At 68.8% G+C, this 26,186-nt stretch carries 29 protein-coding genes and 1 pseudogene; 1 reads left to right on the top strand and 29 read right to left on the bottom strand.

Annotated elements, in window-relative coordinates; all coding sequences use genetic code 11:
- Positions 1-3 precede the first annotated feature (3 nt).
- The 4 genes from EFL26_RS22205 to EFL26_RS22190 form a co-directional block, all read right to left on the bottom strand.
- Positions 4-768: a CpaE/TadZ family protein gene (locus EFL26_RS22205; RefSeq protein WP_085871750.1), complete on the bottom strand. Its 765-nt coding sequence runs from the start codon at positions 766-768 to the stop codon at positions 4-6.
- The gene (locus EFL26_RS22200) at positions 768-1,322 is read right to left on the bottom strand and encodes an SAF domain-containing protein (protein WP_246000332.1); all 555 of its coding nucleotides are present in this window, start codon (positions 1,320-1,322) and stop codon (positions 768-770) included. Before EFL26_RS22200 ends, EFL26_RS22205 begins: the two co-directional genes overlap by 1 nt.
- Positions 1,323-1,465: 143 nt before the next feature.
- A complete protein-coding gene (locus tag EFL26_RS22195; protein WP_123225087.1) occupies positions 1,466-2,425 on the bottom strand; it encodes a hypothetical protein in 960 nt (319 codons plus the stop codon).
- Positions 2,410-2,967, bottom strand: a complete 558-nt coding sequence (locus EFL26_RS22190) for a hypothetical protein (protein ID WP_148046802.1) — start codon at positions 2,965-2,967, stop codon at positions 2,410-2,412. Before EFL26_RS22190 ends, EFL26_RS22195 begins: the two co-directional genes overlap by 16 nt.
- Before the next feature lie 358 nt (positions 2,968-3,325).
- Here EFL26_RS22190 and EFL26_RS22185 point away from each other — a divergent pair.
- A pseudogene (locus EFL26_RS22185) lies at positions 3,326-3,967 on the top strand (relaxase domain-containing protein); the annotation flags it as partial.
- Between the two features lie 41 nt (positions 3,968-4,008).
- On the opposite strand, the gene EFL26_RS22180 reads toward EFL26_RS22185, so the two are convergent.
- The 25 genes from EFL26_RS22180 to EFL26_RS22060 form a co-directional block, all read right to left on the bottom strand.
- Positions 4,009-5,166: a type IV secretory system conjugative DNA transfer family protein gene (locus tag EFL26_RS22180; RefSeq protein WP_246000331.1), complete on the bottom strand. Its 1,158-nt coding sequence runs from the start codon at positions 5,164-5,166 to the stop codon at positions 4,009-4,011.
- A gap of 245 nt (positions 5,167-5,411) precedes the next feature.
- On the bottom strand, positions 5,412-5,933 hold the full coding sequence (locus tag EFL26_RS22175) for a hypothetical protein (protein ID WP_148046801.1): 522 nt from the start codon (positions 5,931-5,933) through the stop codon (positions 5,412-5,414).
- Positions 5,930-6,985 carry a serine/arginine repetitive matrix protein 2 gene (locus EFL26_RS22170; protein ID WP_123225083.1) on the bottom strand — a complete coding sequence of 352 codons (1,056 nt, stop codon included), beginning with the start codon at positions 6,983-6,985 and terminating at the stop codon, positions 5,930-5,932. The genes EFL26_RS22175 and EFL26_RS22170 overlap by 4 nt, the downstream gene beginning before the upstream one ends.
- Positions 6,982-8,415 carry an ATP-binding protein gene (locus EFL26_RS22165; protein WP_425464124.1) on the bottom strand — a complete coding sequence of 478 codons (1,434 nt, stop codon included), beginning with the start codon at positions 8,413-8,415 and terminating at the stop codon, positions 6,982-6,984. The genes EFL26_RS22170 and EFL26_RS22165 overlap by 4 nt, the downstream gene beginning before the upstream one ends.
- Before the next feature lie 95 nt (positions 8,416-8,510).
- Positions 8,511-8,918 carry a hypothetical protein gene (locus tag EFL26_RS22160; RefSeq protein WP_183408330.1) on the bottom strand — a complete coding sequence of 136 codons (408 nt, stop codon included), beginning with the start codon at positions 8,916-8,918 and terminating at the stop codon, positions 8,511-8,513.
- A gap of 214 nt (positions 8,919-9,132) precedes the next feature.
- Positions 9,133-10,554: an SCO6880 family protein gene (locus EFL26_RS22155; protein WP_425464123.1), complete on the bottom strand. Its 1,422-nt coding sequence runs from the start codon at positions 10,552-10,554 to the stop codon at positions 9,133-9,135.
- Positions 10,555-10,605: 51 nt separating this feature from the next.
- Complete coding sequence (locus EFL26_RS22150) at positions 10,606-11,760, bottom strand: TrbL/VirB6 family protein (protein WP_246000330.1); 1,155 nt, start codon at positions 11,758-11,760, stop codon at positions 10,606-10,608.
- Positions 11,761-11,916: 156 nt separating this feature from the next.
- Entirely contained in the window at positions 11,917-12,219 is a 303-nt protein-coding gene (locus EFL26_RS22145) for a DUF6112 family protein (RefSeq protein WP_123225079.1), read from the bottom strand.
- A 31-nt stretch (positions 12,220-12,250) separates the two neighbouring features.
- On the bottom strand, positions 12,251-12,532 hold the full coding sequence (locus tag EFL26_RS22140; protein WP_123225078.1) for a DUF6112 family protein: 282 nt from the start codon (positions 12,530-12,532) through the stop codon (positions 12,251-12,253).
- Between the two features lie 28 nt (positions 12,533-12,560).
- On the bottom strand, positions 12,561-13,670 hold the full coding sequence (locus EFL26_RS23950; RefSeq protein WP_183408329.1) for a C40 family peptidase: 1,110 nt from the start codon (positions 13,668-13,670) through the stop codon (positions 12,561-12,563).
- Positions 13,671-13,679: 9 nt separating this feature from the next.
- The gene (locus EFL26_RS22125; protein ID WP_221177104.1) at positions 13,680-14,360 is read right to left on the bottom strand and encodes a hypothetical protein; all 681 of its coding nucleotides are present in this window, start codon (positions 14,358-14,360) and stop codon (positions 13,680-13,682) included.
- A 57-nt stretch (positions 14,361-14,417) separates the two neighbouring features.
- A complete protein-coding gene (locus EFL26_RS22120) occupies positions 14,418-15,419 on the bottom strand; it encodes a ParB/RepB/Spo0J family partition protein (RefSeq protein ID WP_246000329.1) in 1,002 nt (333 codons plus the stop codon).
- On the bottom strand, positions 15,412-16,287 hold the full coding sequence (locus tag EFL26_RS22115) for a hypothetical protein (protein ID WP_123225077.1): 876 nt from the start codon (positions 16,285-16,287) through the stop codon (positions 15,412-15,414). Before EFL26_RS22115 ends, EFL26_RS22120 begins: the two co-directional genes overlap by 8 nt.
- Positions 16,284-16,658, bottom strand: coding sequence for a hypothetical protein (locus EFL26_RS22110; RefSeq protein ID WP_123225076.1), 375 nt, complete (start codon positions 16,656-16,658; stop codon positions 16,284-16,286). Before EFL26_RS22110 ends, EFL26_RS22115 begins: the two co-directional genes overlap by 4 nt.
- Complete coding sequence (locus tag EFL26_RS22105) at positions 16,655-17,563, bottom strand: bifunctional DNA primase/polymerase (protein ID WP_246000328.1); 909 nt, start codon at positions 17,561-17,563, stop codon at positions 16,655-16,657. Before EFL26_RS22105 ends, EFL26_RS22110 begins: the two co-directional genes overlap by 4 nt.
- A 155-nt stretch (positions 17,564-17,718) precedes the next feature.
- Positions 17,719-17,952 carry a hypothetical protein gene (locus EFL26_RS22100; RefSeq protein WP_123225074.1) on the bottom strand — a complete coding sequence of 78 codons (234 nt, stop codon included), beginning with the start codon at positions 17,950-17,952 and terminating at the stop codon, positions 17,719-17,721.
- A 63-nt stretch (positions 17,953-18,015) separates the two neighbouring features.
- Positions 18,016-18,189, bottom strand: a complete 174-nt coding sequence (locus EFL26_RS24410; RefSeq protein WP_183408328.1) for a hypothetical protein — start codon at positions 18,187-18,189, stop codon at positions 18,016-18,018.
- Between the two features lie 183 nt (positions 18,190-18,372).
- Complete coding sequence (locus tag EFL26_RS22095) at positions 18,373-21,504, bottom strand: LysM peptidoglycan-binding domain-containing protein (protein ID WP_123225073.1); 3,132 nt, start codon at positions 21,502-21,504, stop codon at positions 18,373-18,375.
- The gene (locus EFL26_RS22090; RefSeq protein WP_123225072.1) at positions 21,501-21,944 is read right to left on the bottom strand and encodes a pilus assembly protein TadG-related protein; all 444 of its coding nucleotides are present in this window, start codon (positions 21,942-21,944) and stop codon (positions 21,501-21,503) included. Before EFL26_RS22090 ends, EFL26_RS22095 begins: the two co-directional genes overlap by 4 nt.
- The gene (locus tag EFL26_RS22085) at positions 21,941-22,384 is read right to left on the bottom strand and encodes a TadE/TadG family type IV pilus assembly protein (protein ID WP_123225071.1); all 444 of its coding nucleotides are present in this window, start codon (positions 22,382-22,384) and stop codon (positions 21,941-21,943) included. Before EFL26_RS22085 ends, EFL26_RS22090 begins: the two co-directional genes overlap by 4 nt.
- Positions 22,381-22,734: a TadE/TadG family type IV pilus assembly protein gene (locus EFL26_RS22080; protein WP_246000327.1), complete on the bottom strand. Its 354-nt coding sequence runs from the start codon at positions 22,732-22,734 to the stop codon at positions 22,381-22,383. Before EFL26_RS22080 ends, EFL26_RS22085 begins: the two co-directional genes overlap by 4 nt.
- A gap of 31 nt (positions 22,735-22,765) precedes the next feature.
- Positions 22,766-22,963, bottom strand: a complete 198-nt coding sequence (locus tag EFL26_RS22075; protein WP_246000326.1) for a hypothetical protein — start codon at positions 22,961-22,963, stop codon at positions 22,766-22,768.
- 32 nt (positions 22,964-22,995) lie between these two features.
- Complete coding sequence (locus EFL26_RS22070; RefSeq protein ID WP_123225068.1) at positions 22,996-23,898, bottom strand: type II secretion system F family protein; 903 nt, start codon at positions 23,896-23,898, stop codon at positions 22,996-22,998.
- Positions 23,895-24,758 carry a type II secretion system F family protein gene (locus EFL26_RS22065; RefSeq protein WP_123225067.1) on the bottom strand — a complete coding sequence of 288 codons (864 nt, stop codon included), beginning with the start codon at positions 24,756-24,758 and terminating at the stop codon, positions 23,895-23,897. Before EFL26_RS22065 ends, EFL26_RS22070 begins: the two co-directional genes overlap by 4 nt.
- Complete coding sequence (locus EFL26_RS22060; RefSeq protein WP_246000325.1) at positions 24,755-26,065, bottom strand: TadA family conjugal transfer-associated ATPase; 1,311 nt, start codon at positions 26,063-26,065, stop codon at positions 24,755-24,757. Before EFL26_RS22060 ends, EFL26_RS22065 begins: the two co-directional genes overlap by 4 nt.
- Between the last annotated feature and the right edge of the window lie 121 nt (positions 26,066-26,186).

The raw sequence follows: 26,186 nt of genomic DNA, 5'->3' as shown, positions 1-26,186 counted from the left end.
TGGTCACGAGCGGACTCCTTCCAGCTCGCTCCGACTGCGTGAGACGGCCGAATGGATCGAGGCGATCGCAGCTTGGAGACCACGGGCGAGTGGGCCGGTCTCGAATCGCTTCGGTGGTTGAGCTCCGCGGGAGAAGACGGCTGCCGACTCGGGATCCTCGGGTAGGGCTGCTACCACGGGCGAGTTCAGAACCCGGCCCACCTCACGCGCGCTATACGGCTGACCGTCCCCGATCACGACGAGTCCAGCCTGTTGCCAGTCGAACGTGCCGTGCTGCACCGAATCGGCCCATGACCGGACCGCCGAGAGGGCAGGCAAGCTCGTCCGCGCCACGATGAGTGTCAGGTCGGCGTGCGCGAGCAGCGGTTCCGGTGAACCGACGAGTCCGAGCCGACCGGCGTCGACGATGACGTCCTGACCGGTCGACTCCAGGTCCGCAAGCTCCTCTGAGAGCGGCAGCCAGAGATCGCGCAGAGCGGGCGCTTGCGTGTGCGACCGGGTTCCCGCGACGAAGGACACGGTCGTGCCCGAGATCCGCTGCGAGACCTCGGCGAGCCCGTCGCGGATGCTGCTCGATGTGAGCGCGAGCTCGATCAGCCCGGCCTCATACTCCCGAGTGCCACGGAAGTAGCCGGCCAGGAGACCCGACCCTCCTGTCGGGTCGGCCTCGATGAGCAAGACCGGGCGCGGCCACAGCAACGACAGTCCGAGCGCCGTCGTGGTGACCCCGGGCGCACCGGATGCCGAGGCAAGGGCGATGACAGCCATCAGCGTTCCCGGGAGTCCAGGACGAGGGCGACGTTGCCGGTTGCGGCGCGGGCAGCGAGGACAGCGGCATCGGCGTGAGGCACGAGAAGATCGACGATCAGCTGGCCGGTCTCGCTTGAGGTGCGCACGCCGGCGACCGTCGCCTCGCTGAACTGCGGCACACCCTCCGGCATCTCCGCCCCTTCAGGAGGCGTTACGACGACGCGCACTCGATCCCCAGTGGCGAGGTCCAACCCGGGCGCCTGGGCCGGCGTCAGCGCGACCCCGACGATCGAGTTGTCGGCGTCCGGCACTACAGCCTGAGAGAACGACTCGGGGGTGAGCATCGCGCCGGCCGCGACGTCGTACGCCGCTCGTTGCCCGACCACCTGGTCGAACTGGCTGGCCGGCACCGGTTGGAGCGCCGGGTCAGCGCTGACCCGCACCCGGGCGAGATCGTCGGCCTGGATCACTGCACCGCGCTCGATCGTGTCCCGCGCGACGAGGACCTCCTGGGTGTTCGTGGTGGCCGTCCAAGCCCAAGCGGCGAGGAGAGCCCCGAGGCAAATCGCCACGAGCGCAGCGACGATCAGAGCTGGTCGACGCCGGAGCTTCGGCGGCGGCACAAGCGGACTGGCGGCGGGACCCGACTCACGGTCGAGTGTCCTGTCGTCTCGGGTGGCCGTCTTACTCATGGTCCGTTACTCCCTCCGCCCAGCTACTGCACGAGCACCTGTGCTTCTCCGATGGCGATCTGGGCTTCACGGACGAGTCCGTTCAACCGGATGGTTCCTGTCTGGCCCGCCCCGGCCCAGTCGATGATCCAGTCCGACGTCGCCGTGACCATGAACTTGTGGTCCGCCTTCGGCGCACTGGATGTGGTGTAGCTGTAGCCGCAGTCGGGCGACTTCTTGTTGCCGTAGGCCGGCTTGTAAGGCGTGCCAGCGGTCCTGCACGTGACCTTGTGGCCGTCACCCATCTCCCAGGTGATCTGGTGAACCCGAGCGGTGGCAGTCACGGTGATGCCGCCCGCGGTCGCCGAGGCGGTGGCAGGACCCCAGGTGTGCGCATCGGGATTGGCGACCCACATCCAGATCGGCATGCCGACGAGGCCGATGCGCCCGTCCTCCGCCTTCGGAGCGATGCCGATGTTGATGGCGGTCAGCTTCATGTCGGCGATGGCGAGCTGCGCTACATCTCGGGGCGTGGGACCGCTTCCTGAGTTGGGCGGAGGGTCTGCCGACCACACGAGGATCATGAGATCCGTCTGCGGCTGGTAGCACTGATACACGCCGCCGTCACCGGGCTCGTGGCCCTGCCAGCTCGGGTCGCCGGCAGCAGGTTGGGGATCGAGCAGTTGGATGTAGCAGTGGTAGCCGTTCGACCAGTAGCCGTACTCGGAACTGCACGGCACTGGGCCGGGCGGTGGCTTGCTGACGCCCTGCGCGGTCCCATCCCAGTAGCACGCCGCGCCCGATCCTGTGTCCTTCGGCCCGTCGTCTCCCGGATCAGCGGGGGTGCCTGGGGTGCCAGGAACCTCGATCCAGATCAGACAGATCCCGGTGTCGGGGTCGGTCTGACCGCAGACGGTGTCGGCATACGCCGGTGACGACACCAGACCGACCAGCCCGCTTGCGAGGGCTGCGACGGTGACCGCGACGGTCAGGATCCGGCGCACGGCTCTTTCTCCAGGTCCGAGCCGCCGGACACCCGCCAACCGTCGGCCGGTGCTGTCTTCCACTTGTCATTGGTGACGGTGAAGCGCGTCCAACCGATGTCCTTGCGCTCTGGCGTCACCACCGACGTGCCGCTGCGATCGATGACGTCGACGCCGCTGACGTCCCAGCAGACGTCGATCACCGCAGTGGCCGGTTCATCGAGGCTGACGGATTGCACGTTCAGCTTCACGACCTTGGTCATGCCGGTCTGGTGCAGTCCGTCGGCTCGCTGGCGCTTCAACAGGTTCTTCTGCGCGAGAAGCTGGGTGCTCGACGCGACGGCGTCGAGATCGGACGCCGGACGCTTCGGGTCCCGCCGAATCTGGCCCACCGTCTCGAAGTACTGGCGCACCATGGCGGACGCCGCCTCGGAGGCAATCTCGCTCTCGGAAGGCGGCGTCGATGAACTTGTGGTCGGGGCCGGCGTGCTGGGGGCGGTGCTCCCAGGCGCCGCGGGATCATTGCCGTCGTCGGCACACGCGGTCACCGCGACCAGCAGCATGACTGCTGTCGCTACAAGTGCTGTTCCCCGATTTCGCGTCATTTCCCGAGACCGTTCCCTTCCGTGGGGTTGGGTCACGGAAGTGCGAACGACGCCCTGCTGACGGACTGGCAAGGCACCGTCATGTCCTATTGAGGCATCGGTGACCCACCAAGCGCAACCGTCTCTCATTCCTCACCTCTTCCAACTCGCGGCCGACAGCGCCGCCGATCGTTCGGCAGGTGCGCACGGTTTCCCGCGCCACGTACGCCTGCCTCTTCCAGAGTCCACACCTCTGGCACCGTGAGGAGGGCTCAGTGGCCGGGCCTGTGGATGGGCAGCGGCGTGTGGGCGACTGTGGAACCGCGCGTGCACCTGCATGCCGAGGAGGTGCGCGGCGATGACCGTCTCGATGCGCAAGATGTCGGCAGGCGAGGGCTACAAGTACCTGCTCCGAAGCGTCGCCGCCGGCGACGGCAACCGTAGCCTCGCGACACCGCTGACCCGCTACTACGCAGAGGCCGGAACCCCACCCGGCGTCTGGATGGGCGCGGGGGTCAGCGAGTTCGGCGCAGGGCAGCTCACCGTCGGCACCACGGTCTCCGAGCCCCAACTGGTGCTGCTCATCGGGCAGGGGCGTGACCCGGTCACCGGGGAGCAACTCGGGACGGCCTTCCAGCGTTTCGCCACTCACAAGCAGCGAGTCGACGAGCGCGTTGCCAGACTGAACCCGCACCTGTCGGATGAGGAGCGCGCGCAGACCCTCGACGAGATCGAGGCCGAGGAACTCGCGAAGGCCCAGACTGCGACCGCTGGCTTCGACTACACGTTCAGCGTGCCGAAGTCAGTCTCCGTGCTGTGGGGCGTAGCGGATGCGGGTAGTCAGGCATTGATCGTCGATGCGCACCACCAGGCCGTCTCCCAGGTCCTGGCGATGCTGGAGCGCGAGGTTGCGGTGACGCGGGCCGGCGCCAACGCGCGAGACGGAGCCTCCGCGCATCACGATGTCGTCGGTGTCGCAGCGACGGCGTACGACCACTGGGACTCTCGTGCCGGCGACCCTCAGCTGCACACCCACGTGAGGGATTGGAGAACCGGCATCGTCGTGACACCTGTGCCTCCGCCCTCCGCCATCAGCACGGGTAGCGACGGCAGCGGCGAAAGGTTGCCGATCTCGTCCAGCGCCATGAGGAGGGGCGGATCAAGCCGCGCGCCTGGTGAAGCGGCGGCGAGGTGGCGGGCGGTCTCGATGAGGTCTTCGATGAACGCAGCGACGAGCGACCAGGACGCGCTGGCTCCGGCGCCGGTAGCCAGCAGGTAGAGGGTGCCTTTGCTGGTGAGGAAATCGACCGGGTCGAACTGCTCGCCAGCACCGGGAGAGACGGTGTCCAGGACGCGTGGGTCGGCGAGGCAGGAGAGCGCGAGGGAGACGCCCATCCAGATCGAGTCGCGGGTGCGCGGGTCGGCGTGGATCATCGACTCCAGCGAGTCGGCCCAGCCTGGCGCCGCGTTCGGGTTGGTGGACAGGATCGCGACGGCGTCGGCGGCGGCCGATGGCGAGAGCGTCCAGCCGAACAGCTCTCGCGGCGTCCGGTGGTCGAGGGCGGCAGCTTGCAACAGGGCTTGGAGTGCGGTCCGGGTCTTGCCTTCCCAGAAGCCTCCGGACTCCACGCCACCGGTCGAGAGGCCCGTGGCTGACGCGAGGCCGGTTGCTCGGATCATCGCCGTGAGAGGGTCTTCGCAGCCCCGGACGGGCGACCAGCGCAGGCCGGCGGGCATCCCCTCCGCGAGCCGTTGCGGATCGAATACCGCAACTGGGCCGCGCCGTTGACGCTCGGTGATGGTGGCGGCGATGTTGTCGGGCCGGGTCGCCGTCGTGATCAATGCTCCGGGTGCGTCGAGGATGGCGTTGATGACGACGTGGAGCCCCTTGCCCGAGCGGGGCGGTCCGAGGAGCAGGATCGAGTCCTCCACCGACGCCCACACCTGTTGACCGCGGGAGCGGCCGAGCAGGTAGCCGACGTCAGATGGCTCGGGATGGTCGAGGGACGGCCGGAGCGTCCGACCGCGTTTCAGCAACGCCTTGCGTGAGGCCACGGTCCGTACGTCGCGGCCAGTAGCGACACCCGCGAGGCGCCGGGGGTCGTGGGTCGTCTTGTGCTTGAGGGCGCCGATCCGCCGCCACACCAGCAGCGCGCTCGCGCCGACGGCGGCGACCATGAGGGTGAGGACCAACCAGTAGACCCACGCAACGAGACTTTGGGCGCCCAGCGCCTCCGCGGGGTCACCCGGATGGTTCAGCACCCGGAAGCCCGCCGCCCACCCGAGCGTCGGTTGAGGTGCCCCTGATAGCCAGGCTGCAACGGCACCGGCCAGCCGGAGGATCGCGGCGAGGACCGTGGCGACGGCGATGAGGATGAGTCCGAGGTTGACCAGCTCGTCGTCGACGCCCTGCCCGCGGGCATTCATGCTGAGCCCTGGCTGACGGCGAATGCGCCAGAGGTGCGTCCGATGAGGACGACGTGGGGGTGGTCGGCGAGGACCGCCGGCGGAAGCCGAAGCTGTGCGAGGCCTTCGTCGTCGGCGACTCGCCGAGCTACGACGACGCAAACCTCGACTGTCTCGCCCGCCAGGAACCCGCCGCCGGAAATCCCGAACGCTGAGGCAAGCGCCTTGTGCTGGACCTGCTTCGTCGGGGGATCTGCTGGACGAAGCTCCGGCGTGACGATGTCCGTGAACGTCGACCCATCGGCTTCGTGGACTTCAACCCGTACCGGCGTCCCCAGATCAGAGACGATGCCATCGACCAGACGCTGAAGGTCACCACGCTGAAGGGCACTGTCAGCCGAATACGGTTCCCGGTCCAGAGTGACGGCGAGATAGCCGTCGGTAGCGACCGTGACCTCGACCAGCGGCATCACGACCGGAACGCGAATGGTCGAGCGCTCGTCGCGACGGTATGGAGCGGCTGAGTTGAGAATGCTCATCGTCCCAGCACCTCGGCCTGTCGGTGGACGGCCGGCTCCACGACCGGCGCGCTGCGCCCAGCGGCGAGTGCCTCGCGGTCCAGGCCAGGAGGGTTGCCGTCCCCGATCTGTGGGGTATCGAGTCCGTCCAGGATCGTCACTGCGGCTCCGCGGACCCGCTCGGCGGTCGACTGGACGACCTCGACCGGTGTCTTGCCCGGCACGCTGCTGGCCCACGAGGCAACGTAAGGGATGGTGTAGTCGTCGGTCGCCAGACCATGGGCGGCCGCGACCATCAGGGCGACGGACTCGGCCTCCACTTCGGCGATGCCTCGGTGTAGGGCCGCGTCGGCGTCGTCCGGGCTGTGGAGCATTGCATGGGCAAGCTCATGCGTGAGCGTCTTGACCTGCGCTGAGTCGTCCATGTCCATGCGGACCGAGATCTCGCGGGTCGTGAAGTCGGTCAGTCCGTTGGCGCCGCCGATCGACTTCGAGTTCGAGACCAGCCGCAGCTCGAAACCGCGCGCGGTGATCTGATCCGCCAGCCCGTCCCACAATCCCTCCGGTGCCTGCCCTTGCAGGAGCGTCGGGCGTGGGGTTTCGGGGATCGGCTCGCCGTCGGTCTGCGAGATGTCCCAGACGTAGGCGGGTTTGAGGCCGACCAGCTTCGATCGAACGGCTTCGCCGAAGGCAGGCTTCTCGCCACGCGCCAGTCGCCGCCACGAGTCAGGGTCGGCGGGGTTTGACGACGCGAACCGTGCAGTGACCGGGGCGAGGATCGCGTACCCGGACTGGCCCTTCACGACGGCGCGGTTGAGGTTGAGCCACTGCTTGAACCCGGCGACGTAGGTCGGCGCCGGCTCGGGGACGCGGCCCTCCTGGAAGGCGGCGAAGTGCTGGGCTGCGATCAGCATCGTGTTGCCAAATGACCGTGCGCGGAACTTCGCGGCGAACTCCAACGCCCGCTTCCAGTCCTCGCCGGTCACCAGTGTGCCGACTGACTCGGTCAGCCGATGCTGCAGTGCTTCGAGCTTGGCCTCGCGGGCCGCGAGGTCTCGCTTCTGGACTCTCATCGGACAGGTCCTGTCTCCTCGGAGGCCAGGTGCGCCTCCGGCGCCACACCCCTCGCGCGGGCACCTGTCTCGAAGAGCGCCAGTTCGGCTGGATGGAGCTGGTGCTGTACGACGAAGGACCGGTGCTTGATCCGCCACAGCCCCTGGCCGGTGCCCAGCGTGGGAAGCAGCGACTGCTCGGTCTGGGTGAGCCCGAGCGCGGCAGCCGTGGATCCGAGCTGGTCGGACTCCTGCCGGTAGACGACGCGGGTCTCGGCGTTCGCGAGGAGCGAAGAGGCCAGCGCTCGCATCGCCGAGCCTTGGTCGCCGACGTTGTCGAGGTCGGAGAGCTTGTGGAAGATCAGCATGTTCGCGATCCCGTAGTGACGCGCCAACCTCCAGTGGGCGTCCATGCGCCGCAACAACGCGGGGTGGGACATGAGTCGCCAGGCCTCGTCGTACACCACCCAGCGTTGCCCGCCCGCCGGGTCGAGCAGGGCTGACTCCATCCACGCCGACGCGCACGTCATCAGCACCGAGATCAGCGTCGCGTTCTCGGTGACCCGCGACAGGTCGAGGGAGACCATCGGCAAGGTCGGATCGAACCGCACCGTGCTCGGGCCGTCGAACAGCCCGGCCAGGTCGCCGGCGACAAGGCGCCGCAGCGAATGCCCAACAAGACGGCCGTCCTCCGTCAGGCGCCCGTCAGCGTCGCTCGCCGAATCCGGCGCGAGGAGTCTGTCGACGACCATCGGCAACACCGGCACCTCCGAGGACCGGACAGTGTCGGTGAGGGCGATGTCGATCGCGGTGTGCTCCAACGGGGTCAGGCGCCGGTCGAGCACGGTCTCGGCAAGAGCCCCCACGAGCTCACGACGACGAGCGGTCACCTGTGCTGCCCATTGGGCGTCGTCGAGACCGCCGGGCCGGTGACCCTCGTCGAGAGGGTTGAGCCGGTTCGCCATGCCATGCCCGAGGGCGATGGCCTTCCCTCCGACCGCCTCGGCGACGGCGGTGTGTTCGCCCTTCGGGTCGCCGGGCACGTAGACGCGGCGGCCGAAGGGAATGGAGCGGGTGTAGAGGCTCTTCGCTAGGGCTGACTTGCCGGCTCCGACGATCCCGGCGAGCACGACGTTCGGGGCGGTGATCATGCCGCGGGCGTATAGCACCCATGGGTCGTAGACGAACGAGCTGCCGGAGTAGAGATCCTGGCCGACGAAGACGCCGTCGCTTCCCAGACCGCCTTCGGCCAGGAACGGGTACGCGCCCGCAAGGGTGGCCGAAGTGTCCTGATGCCGTGGGATCCGGAGGCGACCCGGAGTGCGGAGCGCTGCCGGGCCAGGCTCACCCGCCCTCGGCAGCACGACGGTGGCGCGTCGCTCGGCCGCGAGTTCTTCGGCCTTCGCTCTGGCCGCAGCCTTCCGGGACTCGCGGTCTTCGGCCAGCAACAACCTCGCCGCGCCTCGCCGAATGCGGCGGTCGCTTCGCCGCTCACGCCGCGGCGAGACAAGCACCGCGCTGTGCAGCCGGCCGTCGGTCCAGGCGTTCATAGCCCGATGCCGTGATCCAGCGACAGCCGGTCCGTCGGTCGCGCAGTCGGGAAGTCGGTGCTGTCGTAGGCGATCGTCGCCTCGGCCTCGTGTGCCCGGTCGATGGTCTCGGCGACCAGGCGGAGCATCTCGGCCGCACGGTGCAGCTCCCAGGACGCCTGGTACGACGCCGACCGTCCCTTGCGTGCGTCGTTGGTGATCCACGTTCGTTTGAGCGCGGGGCCGTCGTGGAAGTCGCCGAGCTGATGCAGCGCCTGGGCCAGCGACGCCAGGCCGTTCGTGAGTGACCCGAGGACGGGGTAGATGTCGGTCGGGTCGTCGATGGACCGTGTGGCGTGGGCGAGACCACGGAGAGCCTCGCGGGCCTCCTCGGCGTCGTCGTTCGGGTTCGTGAACGTCGGCATGTGCGTCTCCTCGATGGTCAGTGGTCATCGAGGAGGTGCGCGGACTCGTCCGTCGTACCGACGAGTCGGGCCGGGAGGCCGTCGCCTGTGCGCCGCGGAAATGAGAGACCTCGCAGGCGTCTCGGGTCACCTGCGAGGTCTGCGGCCAAGCATGCCGCTCGGCAGGGAACAGTGTCAGCGGTTTTCTCGAATCTGTGGACAACAAAGTCCGTCGCTACACCGGTCGGCACAGAGGCAGTGCGGCGGCCGAGAATGCCTGGGCTTGTTGTCCCCACAACCGCCGTGTCTCGCACGACGCTTGGATCGCAGCCTGCTCGATCTCCGCGACCGCACGCTCCAACTGCTCGGAGTCCGGGGCAGTGACGGCGATCAGCCCGGTCGCGCGGAGAATGCCGTGGCCGGCGGTGAGGTCGGCCTCCTGCTGCAGGACGTCTTTGTACTCGGCGCTCTGCTGGGCGTCCTCGATCTGCCCGATCCGCTGACGCTGGGCCGCGTCGGAGACGTACTCGGTCTTCTTCTTGCGGATGTCGCGAGCGGCCTGGTCGGTGCGCATCGGCGTGTAGAGCAGCGTGAAGGTGCGGCGTACCCCGGAGGACAAAAGCACCGGGGCGAGGAAGCCGGGGTAGACCAGCGATCGCGGCCATTCGCTGATCCAGAGCACGCAGTGGTGGGCGGAGTCGCTACGGATGCTGGACCAGCTCTCGGTAACCGCGACAGGGCCGGCCGTGGCGAGGTCGCGGCCGAGGTCGCCGTGTCGCTCGAGCGCACCGGCGACGACGGGGTCATACGCCATACGGAGCATGAGGGCGACGTCGCCCGGCTCCAGCCAGCCTGATGGCGCGAGATCCGCAGCACGGAGGGCCGCGGTCATGGTCGACATCTCCTGCCGGAGCACCGCGGCCGCGCCCCGGTTGCCGCCACCCGCAGCCCGGATCGCGCGCGCGGCCGTCTTGAGATCGAGGGTGATCGAAACGGTGCTCGCGTGACGTTCGCCAGCCGGCCCGGCGCGGTCGATCAGCTCGCCGTACGTCGTCGACGTCCAGCTCCCGTCCTGGCTGCCGTGCTGGGACCACCACTCGGCGAGGCCCCTGCCCGAGTCGGGCAGGGTTCTCTCCATGACCTGCAACGCGGCGATGCGCCCGGACCTGCAGGCGGTGGCGAGCACCCGGCCCCAACTCGTCACCCGACGCTGCTGCTCGAGCGGGTCGAGCAGGATGAATGCCGGATGCGTGACGCCGACAATCGCGGTCAGCGTCGCCCGGTGCGGGTCGTGGACCATCACCGCGCCGCTGTCCGGGTCCAGCCACTGACGCAGCCGCGCCGCATCACCAGGCAGCGACAGTGTCCTGGCCGGACGAGGCTTCACGATTCGGCGGCGAAAGAGGAGCTGCCCACCAGCCGAGCGCCGAAGCCACCGCGTCCCGATCGGGAGCCACTCGACGAGCTTCCTGCCCCCGACTCCGACCCAGGCGAGTGTTCCGCAGAGAAGCAGGATCGGGGCGACGTAGATCAGTGCCGCGCCACCGTCGACGTAGAGCGCGAAGACAAGGGTCACCGCGCCGATGCCGACGACCACGAGCTGCGAACCCGACAGGCCGAGCAGCACGCCGCGCTGGGTGAGTCGGGAGAACTTCACCGGCGCGAGTTCATGGTGGCGCCCGCCGGAGGTCTGGGTGTGCATTGCCGGTCAGGCCTTCCGACCGTTCGCGGCCGCCGGCAACGGATCGGCCACGTGCGGAGGCATCGGGCCACCGGACTGCGGTGGTGCCTGGTTCGCGGCATCGGTCTGCTGCGACGCGGCGGCGCCGATCGAGCGCCCGGTGCGCACCCCGGCGCTCGCAGCCTCCTTGGCAACCACGACGCCAGCTGCAACACCACCGGCAGCGCCGACCGCGCCGCCAGCCCCAGCACCTCCGCCCGACGGGCCGGCTCCCGAGCCCGAGGCGGGAGCCGGCGGCGTGGGTGAACCGCTGCCCCCTCCGCCGCTTGCCCCGCCGTCGAGGACCTTTCTCGGCTCGGACCCAAGACGGCGGCTCATCGGGATCGGCATGGGTCGGTTGAGCGAGGACTTGGCCTCTTGCTCGGCCGACATCGCGTGGTACATGTCGAAGCCCATGAAGCTGATCGCCTTGTAGGTCATGTACGGCGCAAACCCCGCGATGAGCATGAGCACCACCCCGGCGATCGGCTGGCTCACCGACTGGAGGTCGGCGTCGATCGGTGCCGAGACCTGTGTCGTCGCGAGAAGGAAGATCACGACCAGGACGACCTTGGAAACGATCATCGCGATCACAAAGGTTGCCCACTTGCTGACCCAGGCGCGTGTGTGGTCCCAGCTCGAGCCGGCCAGCGCGATCGGTGCGAAGACGATGGCGATGAGCAGCAGCGCCTTGCGGACCAGCAGGCTGATCCAGACGATCACAGCTGCTCCCATGGCCAGGCCCGCGATAAAGATGGTCACGATGGCGCCGGCTCCCGGCGCGGCCAGGCTGATGCCGCCGAGGCCGGCGACGAGTAGGGCGATCCGGTCGCCCATCTCGGTCATGTTGGTTCCGGCCGCGTTGACGATCCCGATGCACAGCTGGTCGGTGATCTCGAGTGCGGTCGCAAGCATCGCGAGCGCGACGAACGAGCCGAGGATCGACTTGGCGAGCCCGAGCGCGGCACGTGATAGTGCCGCTGGTTCTCGGCGGATCATGCCGCCGATGACCTGGAGCATGAAGAAGCCGAGCATCACGAAGACGGCGACACCGAAGAGGATGTTGTAGACCTTGGTATAGCCGCTGCTGGTGACGTCGACCATCGTCGTGGTGTCGAAGACCTTCCACACCGCCTCGAACATCCATGCTGCCGCGTTTCCCATTCCTGCGGCGAGGTAGTCGAAGGGGGCGGCGACGAGCGAGCCGGCTGCGTCGCCGGCGGCGTCGCAGACGCTGGAGATGACGGGTACGTCGCACACGTCGGTCATCGAGTCGCTCCTCTGGGCGGTGGGGGTCGGTCAGACGGACTGGCCGACGTTCCAGAAGAAGTTCACGAGGGCCACCGACGCGCCGGTGATGATCGCGGCGCCGAGGCCGACGAGGACGCCGAACTTGCCCCTCCCGGCGAGGTGCGGGTTGGACGAGTTGGCCCCGAGAGCCCAGACGATCGCCGAGACGATCAGGGCGAGTACGGCGAGGATCAGTCCGACCGTCATCGAGGCGCCGACGATCCCGCGGAGCTGGCCGATGCCGGGCAGGCCGTCGGAGTTCGGGCTGATGGTGATGTCGAGCGGCATCGTCGATGGGAGTTGGAAGCGCATGGTCAGTCTCCTGTCGAGTCGGGTGGACGTCCTACAGGTGGGCGCCCACGCCCAGCAGCCAGTTCGCCCACGCGAGCGCGGCACCGGTGAGGGCCGCGCCACCGACAGCGACAAAGAGGCCGGCCTTCGCCTTGCTTGCCGCATGCCAGCTGCCACTCGACGACGACATTGCCCACGTAGCAGCGCAGACCACGATCATCAGAACTGCGGTCAACAGCCCGTAGGTGAGGAGGGCTCCGACGATCGCGCGGAGCTGGCTGGAGTCGCCGACGGCACCGAAGTCGGGGCCGACAGAGGCGGCGAGGGTGTTCATGCTGGGCAGGTGTGCGTTATGCCCACCGTCATCCACCGAGGCGACGTACCGTCAACACCTCTCCGGCGAACTCCGCGATGGTCCCGAATCGCACGTTGTCGCCGGTGTGTGGGGCTTGCAGGATCCTGTTGCCGCCGAGGTAGATCGCGACGTGGTGCGGCGCGGAGGCGCCGGGGCGTGTGAAGAAGACGAGGTCGCCGGGTCGCTTGTCGTCCCATGCGATCTGGTGGCCGAAGGTGATCTGGGCGCCGGAGTAGTGCGGCAGGCGGAACTTTCCGTTGGACGCCTGGTAGGCGGCGTACAGGACCAGCCCGGAGCAGTCGAAGCCGGGACCCCGGCCATCCGAGCCGATCCCCGAAGGTCCGGAGTAGCTGCCGCCGCCCCAGACGTAGGGCTTGCCGAGCTGGGTGCGCCCGGCCGCGATGAAGGAGCCGGCGAATCCGGCGGGAAGCGGGACGCCGGCCTCGTTCGGATCGTCGCACGAGCTCGTTGACATGCCCGTGGCGATCGCGCCGAGGATTGCTTCGGCGACGGGTTGATAGGCGGCGTACCGGTCCGGGTAGGCCGAGACCTCCACCGCCTGGGCAGCGGCACCCTTGGGGAGCTGCTGCCAGCCGTCGATATCGAGCAGTCCGCGCGGGGATCCGGCGTTGGGGCCGGTCGGACCGCCGTAGAAGGCCGCCGCCTGGTACTCGGCGTCCATGAGGTCGGCGACGGTTCCCCAGCCCGTGCTGGGTCGCATCTGGAAGAGACCGAGCGAGTCGTGGTCGCCGCCGTTGCCGTCGTGGGGATAGCTGTCCGAGTCTGGGTAGGCGCTGGTGTTGGACAGCATCCGCAGGTGTGACTCGGTCAGCGCGGCCATCAGGGCGACGAGGATCCCGTCGCGACCAACGTCGTTCGTGCCGGCGCCGACGCTGACGATCGTGGCCGCGTGCGTCAGCTGTGCCTGGTCGAGGGTCACCGCGATGTCGTCGGACGTCCGGACGGTGAGGTGGTCGGGTGTCTGCTCGACGGCCACGCTCGATGGGAGGCAGGCGGCTTGTGCGGCCGGGTTCAGCAGGACTCCGATGCCGAGCAGGCACGAGGCAGGGCCGAAGAAGAGTCCGACGAGGACGAAGCCGATGACCGCCTTGCGCATCGGACCGTGTCAGTCCAGGGGCTTGTCGAGCATCGACAGCCGGAGTAGGTGGCATCGCGGGTAAGAGGGTCCGCAGACCATGAAGATGGTGAAGGTGATGTCGTGCGACGAGCTGACGGGCTCGCCCTCCCAGACTCCCCAGCGGTGGCGTACGCCGTCGATGGTGAACGCGGTCGTTCCGGGTAGGAGCCCGGTGGGGCCGGCTTGAGCTACTGCCTGGGGCCACAGGGTCGGTGTGGTGAGCGAGGTGATCGTGAGCCACTGCTGTGTTTGGTACTGCGCCAGCACCGTCCAGGCCTCCGCAGTCGGCAGGTAGTTGCCGAGATCTCCCACCAGGCCAGGGGTCGACTCACCGGTGGGGTCCGCGAGCGCGACGAGCTGCACGACGTGGTCGGCGGGACTCACCATGCCCGTGGTGTCCCAGGCGAAGATCGCCCGGGCGACCTGTTGGGCGAAGGTCTCCGGGTCGCTCGTCGGTGTGAGGGGGTCGAGCTTTGCGGGTTGTTCACCCGCCCCAGAGTTCGGTGCTGCTGCGCCGGCGACATCGTCGCTGGGCGGGGAGGTAGTCGAGGCCGAGCGATGGGCCACGACTGCGTAGGTCACGACGGCGATCAGGAGAAGAGCGACCGCGACCCCGGCCATGATCAGGCGGCGACGGCGGAGGACCTCGGAAGTCGTCGGGTAGAGCATCGGCACACCTCTGTGCTGGCAAATTGGGACAACAGCGAGGTATGCCAGCGGACCCGATCAGGCCGATGCCGTTGTGGGCGCGGTCCGCAGTTGGCGAACCTCGTCGGCGAAGGCGATCGTCTCGGCGAGCACTCGCTCGAACATCTCCCAGTCGGACTGCTTGAGCTGGGCCGCGATGTCGGAGGGGTTGTAGTGCCTCGACCAGCCGTCGAGATCACGCCAGGTCAACAGGAAGGCCCGCAGGGTCCGCCCCGATGCGCCGGGCGTGGGCTTGCGGCGTTGGGTTCCGCACCGGCTTGGCTTCTGTCCGAGGAGGTCTATTGCTTCGTTGGCGAGGCTTTCCACCTCCTCATCGGTGACCGGGCCGGTCGGCATCGGGGTGTCGTCGGCATCGATCAACGCCTTCGCCGAGCGGATGCGTTCGTACGCCGGGTGGACGTCGCCACCGTTCTGGATTGCCTCGAGCTCGATGTCCGCCAGCCGACGCAGCGTCTCAGGGAGGGTGCGATCGGCGGCGATGCGCTCGATGGCGGAGATCTCTTCGAGCAGGTGGTACGACGCCTTGCCGGTGACCGCGATCGCGGCCTGGTGTCGGCTGTCGCCGTGCCCCGGCATCGGTCCCGGCGACTCGCCGGGACCGCCAGATCCCGGCGGTCGGCCGTCAGGCCCGAACCTGGACGCCCGCTGACGCCGCTGGGCGTCCTCGTGCATCAGCTTCCGCAACTCGCGGAAGAGTGCTGCCTGCTCCAACTGGTTGAGCGGCTTGCGTTGCTCGTTTTCGTCCTGCTGGGCCAGCAGGCGATTCAGCTCGTCGGAGATCCCGGACCGTACCCATACCTTCAAGGTGCGCCACCCGAGCCGTTTGACGACCGCGAGCCGACGCGCGCCACACACCAGCACGCCATCCGGGGTGATCGTTACCGGTTGGAGCAGCCCGAGCTTCTTGATCGAGGCCATCAACGGCTCGATGTCGTCGCTGGGGTCCTTGCGGTGGCGTACGCCGACGACGATCGAGTCAACGCTGCGCTCAAGTTCGATGTGACCGTCATGCTCAGACACGGCGACCTCCCGCGACCCGGAGCCGAGCCGGGTGGCGGATGCTCGCGATCTGGGCGACGAGCGCCCTGTCGGCGAGCAGAGTCTGCGGTTCGTCGCCGATGACGAGCCGAAGCAGCATTCCGCGGCCCGCCGAGGTCAGGCGGCGGTCCGGATGCTGGTTACCCAGGATGACTCGCAGGAAGACGAGCCAGGCCCGCTGGTCGACGTCCAGCATGGCTTGGGCGTGAGAGTCTCGACGCAACGCCTCGAAGGCTGTTCCGCGGTTGCCTGCCCGCATCAGGCGGGTGCAGATGTACTCGATCGCGGGGCGCGCGACCTCCTCCGGCCATCGCAGCGCGACGAACACGGCCACGGCGTCGTCGACAGCGAACCATGCGTTCGTCGGCTCCTCGTCCTCCTCGGTGTCGTCCGACTCCCCGTCATCGAACTCGAGGAACTCCTGAGGAGCCGGGATCGCGAAAGCAGGATGGAAGTCGGCCAGGTCAGTCTCGCGGTCGCTGAACCGTTCGGCGTCATGACGTTGGAAATCCACCTCCCGCCGCGCCTGCTGGTTGGAGCAGAGGAGCCCATCGGCGCGATGGTCGTAGATCAGAGTCAGCTCGACCGCGCGGGTGACCACGGCCCACGGATCCTCGGCGACGCGTACTGCACGGGTGTGCATCGCGTCGAACGCGGCGATCGCTGCCTCGACAGGCTCGTAGCCGTACTTGCGGGCGAGCGCGCCGTACTTCTCCATCGCGTAGCTCATCAGATCGGATGCATCGGGATCGTGGCTCCAGCCGTCAGACGCATAGCGGAGCCGCACCAACATCAGCCGGAGACCCTCGGTGGTCCTGAAGTCCAACGGCGTCTCGGGCGCGGAGGTCACAGCCCCAGCTCCTCTCTCGAGGCCACAGTCGAGGACGCAGGCTCGGGACGGGCGATGGCGGACCGGCTGATCCGACGCCCGGTCCTTGCTGCGGTGATCGGGACCCGTCGGGAGCGGCGCACCAGGTCCGAGTGCAGGTCGATGCCGCGGCCGGCCCACTTCGAGCCGAGCACTGTTGGCAGGTCGGTGGGTCGGACCCAGGCGATCCCGCGCTGGGGCTTCGGGTCGTTGCTGGGGGCAGCGTCCGGGACCGATGGGTCACGGTGGACCGCGAGGGCGGCGACCGCCTCCTGGGGATGCGGCTGAGGCGGGGTCTGCTCGGACGCCAGCGCCCGGTCATCGCGCCGGTCGTAGAACTCGTTGTTGTTCACAGCGACACCGCCTCAACCGGTCGTGTAGGGCCCGGTGCCGTCCCGAGACGACACGCGATCCGGTACGCCGATCGGACGGTCGTCGTGGCCTCACGCTCGGGCAGGCCAGCCGCCTGGGCTGCCTCACCGAGGACGGAGGCGGTCGTATCGAACGGGTGGCCGTCCTCGACCATGCGGCAGGCCGCCCAGAACAGCCCGTGGTTGCGCGCGCCTTCCGGCCTGGACGCCACCCAGGCGGCGAGCTTGTCCGGCCGCGCGCCCACGGCTGGCATTCCTGCCGGAGGTCCGGTCGGCCGAGGGGGTTCGAGGAACTCGCGAAGCTGCCGGGAGTCAACGGGTCCGCCCTGGTGTTGGCCGATGGCGATCAGCTCGTACGCGCGACTCTGCCCGCTGGCCCGGGTGACCCGCGAGGGCGGAGCGACGATGTACCCGCCATCACCGCGAAAGTCGACGTGCTGACTCGGTACCTGCCACGACCGCTGCACCTCGGCAGTCCGCCGGAGGAAGTAGGCGTGGACGCCGCCCGACGGCGTACGGACCAGCCAGGCCCAGCCATTGGCGACGCCAGCACCCCTGGCCCGCTCGAACGCGGCGAACCCACTTCCCATGGTGTGGACGTCGACGTCGACGACATCCACCCCCGAGGCTGTCCCGGTCGGGACTCCGAGATTGGCGTCGGGCCAACGCCGCCACCACTCGTGAACGGCGGCGACATCGGCCGTGGCGTCATGGAAGCCATGGGCCGTCAGGGGTTGCTTCCCGCCGGGCGCGCACGGGAACACCGGGACGTCGTGGCGGGCGAGCAACACCGAGGCGGTCGCGAGATCCGCAACCCCGGACAGGGCTTTCGCCAGCCGCGGACTCCACCGCGGAGGGGGCACATTCATCGGTGCTGAGTCGTTCATGGCCACGACCCTGCACCGCTGCTCGCACCAATCACCGCCCATGGGCGCCCCGCCCTCGGCGCCACGGGCGAGCCTGCCGAGCGGCGTTTGCGCAGGTCAACCCCGCCCGGGAAGGAAATTCAAGTACTTTCGCGCGTCACGTTCGACTGGGCTTGTCAGTCGTGTCGGAGCAGTTCTATCGACCGATCCAACTCGTTCCGCAGGAGCTGCGCGCGGAGTCGCTCGACCGTGAGCACGGGTCCCGCGTAATCCACGTCCTGTAGTTGCGCGACAAAGACCTTCAGTACCTCGAAGGCGTCACCTGCCATCGACTTCAAGGCATCCGCGCCTACCTCGAACGTTTGCAGCTCCTCCAAGTTCTCCGGAACCCGGGGATGGCCGAAGTGCACGTACTTGCTGGCGCGATCCCAGTACTGCCTGAGTCGCTTCGCCGCGCGTGTGTTGGGCGCGACTCAGTCGACGACGCCGAGGTCAATGGGACCGAAGTCGCGACCGTTCGTTGGCCGCGTCAGGAACTCGGCCACGAGTCGTAGGTGCACATAGAAGGCATCCAGCATCGCCATTGCCGGGATCAGGTCGGCGCTGTCCTGGGCGGCCCGGTAGCGCGCCCCGATCTCGCCGATCATGCGCATCGAGTACCCAACTGGTAGGCGTACCGCATCTCGGGCGAGTTCACGCGATCCTCGAAAGAGGCCGTCATCCCGCAGCCGTCCCACCGTCAGTCAGTCCAACAGGCCCGCAAGACTCGGAGCCTGATCCGTTGGACCGAGCCCCTGTCATCATCCCGGGTGTCATCGCTGGAGCGGGATTCAGGTCCGCCCGGTCTGGCCGCCTTTGCGCCTCTTGGGACCGCCCCAGTCGTTGTTCTTGATGACCTCGTTGGTCCGTTTGGGGAGGTCGATGGGCGGCAGCAGGTCGTCAGATCGGTTGCAGACGTCCTTGTCAACGATCTGCTCGGCTGCGTCTGCGTGGCCGCTAGCTTCCTCGACCTTGGCGAGGTCGAGGCGGCAGATGTCGTCGTACGGCGCGGCCTTGCAGCCGGTTTCGGCAGCGAATCGTGCTCGGGCGAGGTCGCCACGGGAGATGGCGTCGGTCGTGACGATGTGGGCGACGTCGACGGCCGCGTAGGCGGCGAGCTCGTGAAGCCGTTCGCCGTCGAGGAGCCAGCTCCAGCCGTGGTTGCGCAGGCTGCTGAACGGGGGCCCAGTGAGGAGTTCGAGTGCGGCGACCAGGTCGGGCATGCCATCAGCCCCCCGGGCCTGGGCGCGGCCGCGGAGCCGGCGGAAGAGGTCGAGGTCGACGAGCACGTCGTGCAGTTGGTAACCGCCTGTGCCTCCGTTGGCGGGGGCGGGCGAAGTCGTGGCTGTCGGGAGGTGGAGGCCACCGGTGCGGGGGTCGGTGCCGAGCCAGCGGCGCAGGAGCGCAAGGTCGGTACGTGCCCGGGACTTGCTGACGCCGAGGGCTTCCTCGATCTGCGCCGAGGAGACGCCGGCAGGGTGGAGGACGAGGTAGGTGGCCAGCTCGGCGAAGTACGCCGGCCGCTCCGTCACCGCTTCGGCCTCCAAGGTGACGGGTCCGAGCAAGTGCAGCTTCGGCAGGGCGCTGGCCGGGTTGCGCCATTCGGTCAGGTCGTCGTCGAGCTGTGGGTCGGCGTCCTCGACAAGCTTGCGGGTCGTCTCCGGTACTACTGGTGCCAGCGTGGCGACGTCTTCGGCGGTGGCCGCAGCCACGGCCTCGTAGCGCTGCGGCGCTTCGGGCAGGAGTGAGGCCGCACTGGCTACACCTGCTGGGCGTTGCTCAGTGAGGTCGTCGACGAGCGCGCCGGCCTGGTCGGCGAGGGCCCTCCACCCGGTGGCCCTTTCGTGGCGGGGCATCGGGGTGGTCGCCTCGGCGTCGAAGGTGAGGTCCACGATCGCGGCGCAGGCGGCGGTTTCATCGGCCGTGAGACCGGCGGCGGTGAGGTCCAACCCGAGGTGAGGAGTCCGCAGGCGGCCACCTGCAGTGAGTTCGAGGACGACGTCACCAGGTTCTGCTTCCCCGACCGTGATGATGCCCAGCCCGGAGCGAGATCTCTGGCGGCGGACGATGTCGACCAGCGCGGTCACGTCGGCGCCTCGCGCCGCCGCTGGCAAGAGCACCGCGTAGTACGGCTCGGGGTCGCTGTACGTGGAGTAGGTAGCGGGCTCGGTCTGCTTGCGGATGTCCGAGAGGAAGTCGGTGTCGTCAACCGTGTGCTGGCTCACCCGCCAGGATTCGAGCGGCGTCAGTTCGGGTGCCAGGTCGATGGTGTTGATCTCGGCGATCACCGACCATGGGTTGAGCGTCAGCTCGACCGCGAGGTGTCGTGCGAGCGCCTCGGCGTGCTCGGCGTCGCCGGTGAGGCTGACGACGCCGAGGTGTTCGAGGTCGAGCAACCAGAGGTGGCCTTCGTCGTCCTGACCGACGCTGGCGAGGAGCGGGTACGGCGAGAGCGTGTCCACCTCGCCCACGGGCGAGTCGAGGTCGGCAGTCCACGTCGTGTCCAATCCGCTCCACGGCTCGGGCAGGCTGATCGGCTCGGCGAGGTGCAGGGTGACGGCGTGCTTGCCGACCTCGATCGACTCGAGTTTGGGCAGCGGATCCGTGGTGGCCGCGAGGTGGTGCAGGAGCTTGTCGAGCTGCTCGACGAACTTGGCAGCTGGGCCCCCGGTTGCAGTGACGGTCTTCTCGATGTCTCGCACCTGGGGTGGCGGCGGGGCGAGGGTGAAGCCTGGGCGACGGTAGCGCTGCTGGGTGCGCCGGTGAGCGCGAACGGTGATCAAGAGCGACCCGGCCAGCAGTGCGCCCGCCCCGGCCAGCCCAGGGAGCAGCCAGCCGACGGAGGTGTCCGTGTCGTCCTCGGCGTCCGACGTCGAGGGTGCTGGGTCATGGTCGGGCGGATAGATGTCGGTGGGACTGTTCGGTGAATCGCCCGACGGCTTGGTCATGTCCGGCGCGGGACCGCTGTGCTTGCCGCCGGGCGACGGCACAGCCGGCGGGTCGAGGGTCGCATCGGCAGGCTTGTCCTCGGGGATGGTCAGCTTCCACCCGGGTCGGATCAGGTTCGGGTCGCGGAGGTGGGCACCGTCCGGCTGGAGGGTCTCCTTGGATGCCTCGAAGATCTCCGGGTAGTGGGTCGGGTCGCCGAGTTGCTCTTCGGCGATGGCCCACAGCGAGTCGCCCGGCTCGACGACGTACTCGGCGTCGGCTCGACCCTCGGCGTCCGCCGTCCGCTCGGTTGGTGCGGCGTCGCCTGGGAGGTGCAGCACGAGACCGGGGTCGATGAAGTTGGGCTGCCCGTGGAGCAGACCTTCGTTCAGGGCGACGATCTCGGTGTACCTCGTGCCGTCGCCCAGCTTCTCCTTGGCGATCTTCCAGAGGCTGTCGCCCCGGCGCACGGTGTAGTCGACAGTTGGTTGCGCGTGGTGGTCGACGGCTGCGGGCGCTGGGGCCGACTGCTGCACGGGCGCGATCGGAGCGGCTTCTGGCACCGGGTCGTGCCTTGGGGCTTCTGGTACGGCAGCCGCGTGAGCGGCCATCGGGGTGAACATGGGCGCCAGGCTCGGGGCAACGGCGAAGAGCAAGGCGGCGACCGTGACGAGTCGGCCTGCGAGCCGCTGCGGCATCCCGAGAGCCGGCAGGCGCGGCGCGCTGACGCCGCGGGTCGCTGCCGCGATCTCGACCACCAGCGAGACCGCCACAACGGCCCACGCGACCCACGCCACGACGCCGATGACCAGCAGCGCGAGGGTTCCATCGTCGGGGCTGGTCAGCAGGGTGCTCAGCTCGCCGAGGTCCTCGCGCCACGGTGTCACGCCGATCGCGAGGAGCAGCGCTGGCGTCCCGACCACGAGCGCGAGGATGAGCAGGCTCGCGCCGAGTGCGGCGACACGGTTGCGCGTCGTACTCACTGTCGGGCTCATTGTTCGGTCCCTCCCAGGCTGCGGATGAGGCGGGCGGAGGCATCGGAGGTGACGGTCAGGTCTCCGATCCCGATGAAGCTCAAGAAGTCCGGGGTGTAGGTGTCGGTGACTTCCACCGTGATCGTGTCTCCGCCGGTGATGCGCACGGTCCCGGTCACGCCGGCCGAGGCGAGGTACTGTTCGGCCGCGATCCGCGCGGCGGCGGTATCGACGCCGACGTAGCGCCCTTCGATGGCGGGCGCCGCCTGCACCCGCTCGCCGCCGGCCCTGGCGGCTTCAGCGGCGATGTCGTGTGCGCGCTGCTGGGCGTGGACCTGGCCGCCGAGGTCGACTGCGAGGCCGACGAGCATCATCATCACGAAGCTCGCGGTGACCATCCACAGCGAGATCGACCCGCGCTCGTCCCGGGAAGCCCAACGGTCAGCGGAGATCCGGTTCATGCGCGCTCCCGGAACGTGTCGATCGGGCTCGTCATCGTTGCCGAGATCAGGCGACTGCCTGGTACTGCTGGGACCGACAGGTCGGACAGGTCGATCCGGCACTGGACCTGGACCGACACCGTCGCGGCTTCGCCGACGGTGCGGTTGATGAACTGATTCGCGTCGACAGCGACGTCGAGGTCGAGGCAGGGGACGCCCTGGTTGGACAGGCTGGTCGTGGCGGCGCTGATCGCCGCAGCGCGGGCGGAGGTGCTGGTGCGTTCGATGGATGCGGCACGAGCGGCGTCCGCGGCGGCCGACTCGACCGACTGATGGGCTGTGGCGGTTCGCCCGCCGAAGATGATGAGGCCGACGAAGAGCACGAAGGCGGGTACGCCGACGGCTGCTTCGATGGCGGCCGAACCGCGTTCATCCCTGTGATGGCGCCGGAGGCGGATCACGGTTCCGTCAGCCTCTCCACCTCCACGGTCGCGACCTGCCGGACCGCCGGTGACCAGCCCGGGATCACGCTCAGGCTGTGTCCTTGGACGACGACGGTGGCGGTCGTCGCAGTCCGCGTTGCTGTCGTAGTCAAACCGGACAGCACGTCATCGCCGCCCGCGTCGTCGACGAACGCGGTGGCGGCGTGCACGCCGTCAACCTGCTTGCCCTGCTCGCCGCCGGCGGCCCGGGCGCCCTCCTGGGCGGCCGCGATCGCGACGGTTCGGGCGTGGTAGTACAGCGCCGCCTGCATCCCGAGGAACATCACGGCGAACAGTGCAGGGAGCAGGATCACGAGTTCGATGGACACCGAGCCGCGCTCGTCCCGGCCTGTGCGCGGACTACTTGATCTTCCCGGCCTGCAGCTCGACATATGCCTTCACCGCCGCGACGACGATCCCGACGATGGCGATCACGGCGACCGCCCAGAGCACGTGCTCGGTGGTGACCGAGCCCCGCTCGTCGCGCCGATAGATCCGGGTCTCCAAGGCGAGCATGAGCGCGATGAGCGCCCCAGCCATTCGGTCCAGTGGGTTCATCGGTGTTCCTTCCTGTGTGCGGGTCCCGGAGGTCAGGTGTTGCTGAACATCCGGAGCAGAGACGGGGCGACGAGGAGGGCCATGAAGATCACGCCCAGGAGCGACCCGGGGATGGTCATCCGTTCGCCGATCGCGTTGGCCTCGGCTATCTCGTCGTTGAGCATCGCCGCGCGCATCGCCGCGGAGCGGGCGCGCAGGGTCTTGTAGACCGCGGCGCCTTCCTCGCCGGAGAGCCGCATGATGTCGGCGAAGTCGTCGAGCTCGGGAAGCCCCAGTTCCTCGGAGAGGGCGTGCAGGGCGTCCCAGGGCGGCAGCCCCGACCAACGTGACCGGCTCAGCTCTTCGGAGAGCCGGGTGAAGACCCAGGAGTCGCCGACCTCGGCCGCCGATTCCATGGCCTGCCGGACGCCGATGCCGCTGTTGCGCTCCAACGCGACGAGGTCGATGTAAGCGCCGAGCGCGCGGCTGAACTCGAGGCGGGCCCGCCTCGCGTCGTCGACCGCGTTGTAGTTCGGCAGGAAGAACATGACGCACGCCAGCCCCACTGAGGCCATCGCGGGTATGCCGATCGGGAAGCCCAGGCCGATCACGTCGAAGAAGAACGCGAGGAGTGGCGGGATCAGGAGCCCGAGGAAGGCGAAGGTGATCTTGTCGCCGTAGAACCGGGCCAGCGGGATGCGCAACAGCGCCAGCTCCCGCTTCGGCGTCCGCACCCACAGCGCGGACGGGAGCGCCCGCATCGCCCACACGCCGATGCGCTCCTTGCCGGTGGTCGCGCCGGGGTCGGCTGCGGCGGCGTGCCCCCGGGAGGGTGTCAGCCGGTTCAGCGCATCGGCGAGATCGGGCTCCGCAGGCATCAGCCGGGCCACCAGGAGGACCAGGCCAAGCGCCAGGAGCGCGCCTGCGGCGAGCGCGAGTTGCAGTCCGGTGGTCACCCTGCACCCCCGGTTGTCGCACGGGCGTCCAAGAAGCGCGGCAGGCTGCGGCCCATCGCCATGTGCTTCATCCACAGAAGCGTCGAGACGTAGGCCGCAAGCAGGACGACCAGCACGACCTGGCCGAACGGACTCTTATATGGCGCCACGTAGGTGCCCGACAGGGCCAGGATCAGGAGTACCCCCGTGCTGATGAGGGTGACCCAACGGGCCGTTGCCCGTGGCTTGGCGCGGTCGGCTTCGACCTGGCGGCGTGCCCGTACGTCGGCGGCCACGGATTCTGCGAGGCCTTCAAGGACGCTGGCCAACCCTGCTCCGCGCCGGCGAGCCCCGAGGATCAGGTTCGCCGCGATCAGGTCGCCGGTCGAGTCGTCGAGTTCATCGGCGAACGCGCGCACCGCATCTTCGGTGGCCCACCGGGCGCGAAGTCGAGCCATGAGTCGGGTCACCTCGGGAGCAATGGCCGTCGGGGCTGAGCGCAGGGTGGCCACCAGCGCCTGTTCCAGCCCGACTCCGACGGTGAGGACCCCGGAGAGGGACCGGGTCCATTCCTCCATGGCTTCGAGCCGCTCGATCCGGATCGCGGCCGAGCCCGAGGACAGCAGTTTCGGTAGCCCGACCGCGGCGACCGGCGCTGCGACGATGGCCAGCAGCCAGCCGGTCAGGAGCCAGGCGACCACGCCACCAGCGAAGCCGACGAGCAGCAGGGTTCGGGTGGTGCGGTCGAGCTTCGGTAGCCGACCCGGGCGGCGGGACGAAGAGGGCGCGGGACGAACCGGCGTGGGACGCAGGCCGATGACCACGCCGATGATGCCGGCCACGATCAGCGCGCCGGCCAGCGCTGGGACGAGGGCGATCACGACGGCACGCCCTGCTCCATGAGGTAGCCCGGTAGGTCGAAGCCGTATGTCGTGAGCTGGCGGTACTCGTCGGGAAGGACCGCCGGAACCGCCGTTCCGGCCGTGTTGTCCGGGCTGGAGCTGAAGACATGGGTCGTGGCGTAGCCCGTCTCCCGCTCGCCCGGGGCCAGAGCGATGATCTCGGTGACCCACCGTCGCCGGTGAGAGACGCCGTTGACGGTGGTCGTGCGCAGGTCGAGTTGGACGATCAGGTCGACGGTGGCGGCCAGCTTGCTGGTGGCGAGCTCGTGGGTGACATGCGGCCCGGCTTCCATCGCGCACGTGACGAGCTTGCGAACCGCGGCCACGGCGTCGGAAGCGTGCGTCGTGGAGATCGAGCCGGTGCCCGACTCCATTGCCTTGATCATCGCCCAGATCTCTTTGCCGCGAACCTCGCCGACGATCTGGCGGGAGAGGTTGAATCGGAAGGAGTCCACGAGGGCTTCATCCAGCGTGAACTCGCCGGCCTGGCGACCACCCAGCCCTCGCTCGCCGGAGCCGGGGCGTGCCTCCCATGCGTGGACGATCCGGTGCCGTTTCAGCTCGTGGAGATGCAGCTCGTACTCGGTCTCGAAGGTGCCGATCGCCTCCATCGGGTCGATCTCTGCGCACAGCGCCCGGACCAGGGTTGTCTTGCCCGCGCCCTGGCAGCCCGCGACCACGATGCTCTTGCGAGCCCGTACCGCGGCCCGCAGGAACGACGCCGCGACCGAAGTGAGCATCTCCCGGTCGACCAGGTCATCCAGGGTGACCTCCAGCAGCCGGTGACGCCGGATCACGACCGACGGTCGGGGGGTGACCCACGCCGCGGCGGCGAGGCGAGCACCTCCGTCGAGACGAAGATGCAGGCGCGGTTGTGCCTCGGAGAAGCCGCGAGCGTTGACCTCGCTGCGTGAGGCGAGGAAGACCAGGAAGTCGATCAGTTCCTCATCGGAGTCGGCCACGGGCGGGCCGTCGACCAACGAACCGTCGATGAGTTCGAGCAGGACCGTGTCGTGGCCGGAGATGATGATGTTCTCCACCTCGTCGTCATCGACCAGGGGTTGGAGTCGCCCGAGACGAAAGAGCGCGTCGAAGACCGCCCGGGCGAGTGCGTCCTGCTCCGCCGGCGACCACGCTGCGCTGCCGGTGTTGACCCGCTCGGCCATGGCGGCCTCGATCAGGTCCATCACGATCGAGAGACCGAGCTCTTCCTGCGCGAACCTGTCGAGGCGGGCCCGGTCGGCGGCCACCGCCTGGCTGAGCTGCTCGGATGCCTGAGCCCGCAACGAGGCGACTATCGACCAGTCCAACGGCGTCGCAGGCAGGTGTCGGCTCGCGCCATTCAGCCGCACCCGCCCTGGGGCGGGAGGCCGATTCCCGTTCGTCGGCACCGGCTGGGCGAACAGC

The organism is Nocardioides pocheonensis (genome assembly GCF_003725535.1).
In the GTDB taxonomy this organism is placed as follows: domain Bacteria; phylum Actinomycetota; class Actinomycetes; order Propionibacteriales; family Nocardioidaceae; genus Marmoricola; species Marmoricola pocheonensis.
Note: the sequence above shows the minus strand (reverse complement) of the source record. Positions and strands in the feature narration are given on the sequence as shown.

What these genes read in the sequence shown, in the direction of transcription:
- EFL26_RS22205 (WP_085871750.1), bottom strand. Translation starts at nt 768, where the DNA reads ATGGCTGTCATCGCCCTTGCCTCGGCATCCGGTGCGCCCGGGGTCACC.
- EFL26_RS22190 (WP_148046802.1), bottom strand. Translation starts at nt 2,967, where the DNA reads ATGCTGCTGGTCGCGGTGACCGCGTGTGCCGACGACGGCAATGATCCC.
- EFL26_RS22180 (WP_246000331.1), bottom strand. Translation starts at nt 5,166, where the DNA reads ATGGTCGCCGCCGTCGGCGCGAGCGCGCTGCTGGTGTGGCGGCGGATC.
- EFL26_RS22175 (WP_148046801.1), bottom strand. Translation starts at nt 5,933, where the DNA reads ATGAGCATTCTCAACTCAGCCGCTCCATACCGTCGCGACGAGCGCTCG.
- EFL26_RS22170 (WP_123225083.1), bottom strand. Translation starts at nt 6,985, where the DNA reads ATGAGAGTCCAGAAGCGAGACCTCGCGGCCCGCGAGGCCAAGCTCGAA.
- EFL26_RS22160 (WP_183408330.1), bottom strand. Translation starts at nt 8,918, where the DNA reads ATGCCGACGTTCACGAACCCGAACGACGACGCCGAGGAGGCCCGCGAG.
- EFL26_RS22150 (WP_246000330.1), bottom strand. Translation starts at nt 11,760, where the DNA reads ATGTTCGAGGCGGTGTGGAAGGTCTTCGACACCACGACGATGGTCGAC.
- EFL26_RS22145 (WP_123225079.1), bottom strand. Translation starts at nt 12,219, where the DNA reads ATGCGCTTCCAACTCCCATCGACGATGCCGCTCGACATCACCATCAGC.
- EFL26_RS22140 (WP_123225078.1), bottom strand. Translation starts at nt 12,532, where the DNA reads ATGAACACCCTCGCCGCCTCTGTCGGCCCCGACTTCGGTGCCGTCGGC.
- EFL26_RS23950 (WP_183408329.1), bottom strand. Translation starts at nt 13,670, where the DNA reads ATGCGCAAGGCGGTCATCGGCTTCGTCCTCGTCGGACTCTTCTTCGGC.
- EFL26_RS22125 (WP_221177104.1), bottom strand. Translation starts at nt 14,360, where the DNA reads ATGCTCTACCCGACGACTTCCGAGGTCCTCCGCCGTCGCCGCCTGATC.
- EFL26_RS22105 (WP_246000328.1), bottom strand. Translation starts at nt 17,563, where the DNA reads ATGAACGACTCAGCACCGATGAATGTGCCCCCTCCGCGGTGGAGTCCG.
- EFL26_RS24410 (WP_183408328.1), bottom strand. Translation starts at nt 18,189, where the DNA reads ATGATCGGCGAGATCGGGGCGCGCTACCGGGCCGCCCAGGACAGCGCC.
- EFL26_RS22095 (WP_123225073.1), bottom strand. Translation starts at nt 21,504, where the DNA reads ATGAGCCCGACAGTGAGTACGACGCGCAACCGTGTCGCCGCACTCGGC.
- EFL26_RS22090 (WP_123225072.1), bottom strand. Translation starts at nt 21,944, where the DNA reads ATGAACCGGATCTCCGCTGACCGTTGGGCTTCCCGGGACGAGCGCGGG.
- EFL26_RS22075 (WP_246000326.1), bottom strand. Translation starts at nt 22,963, where the DNA reads ATGAACCCACTGGACCGAATGGCTGGGGCGCTCATCGCGCTCATGCTC.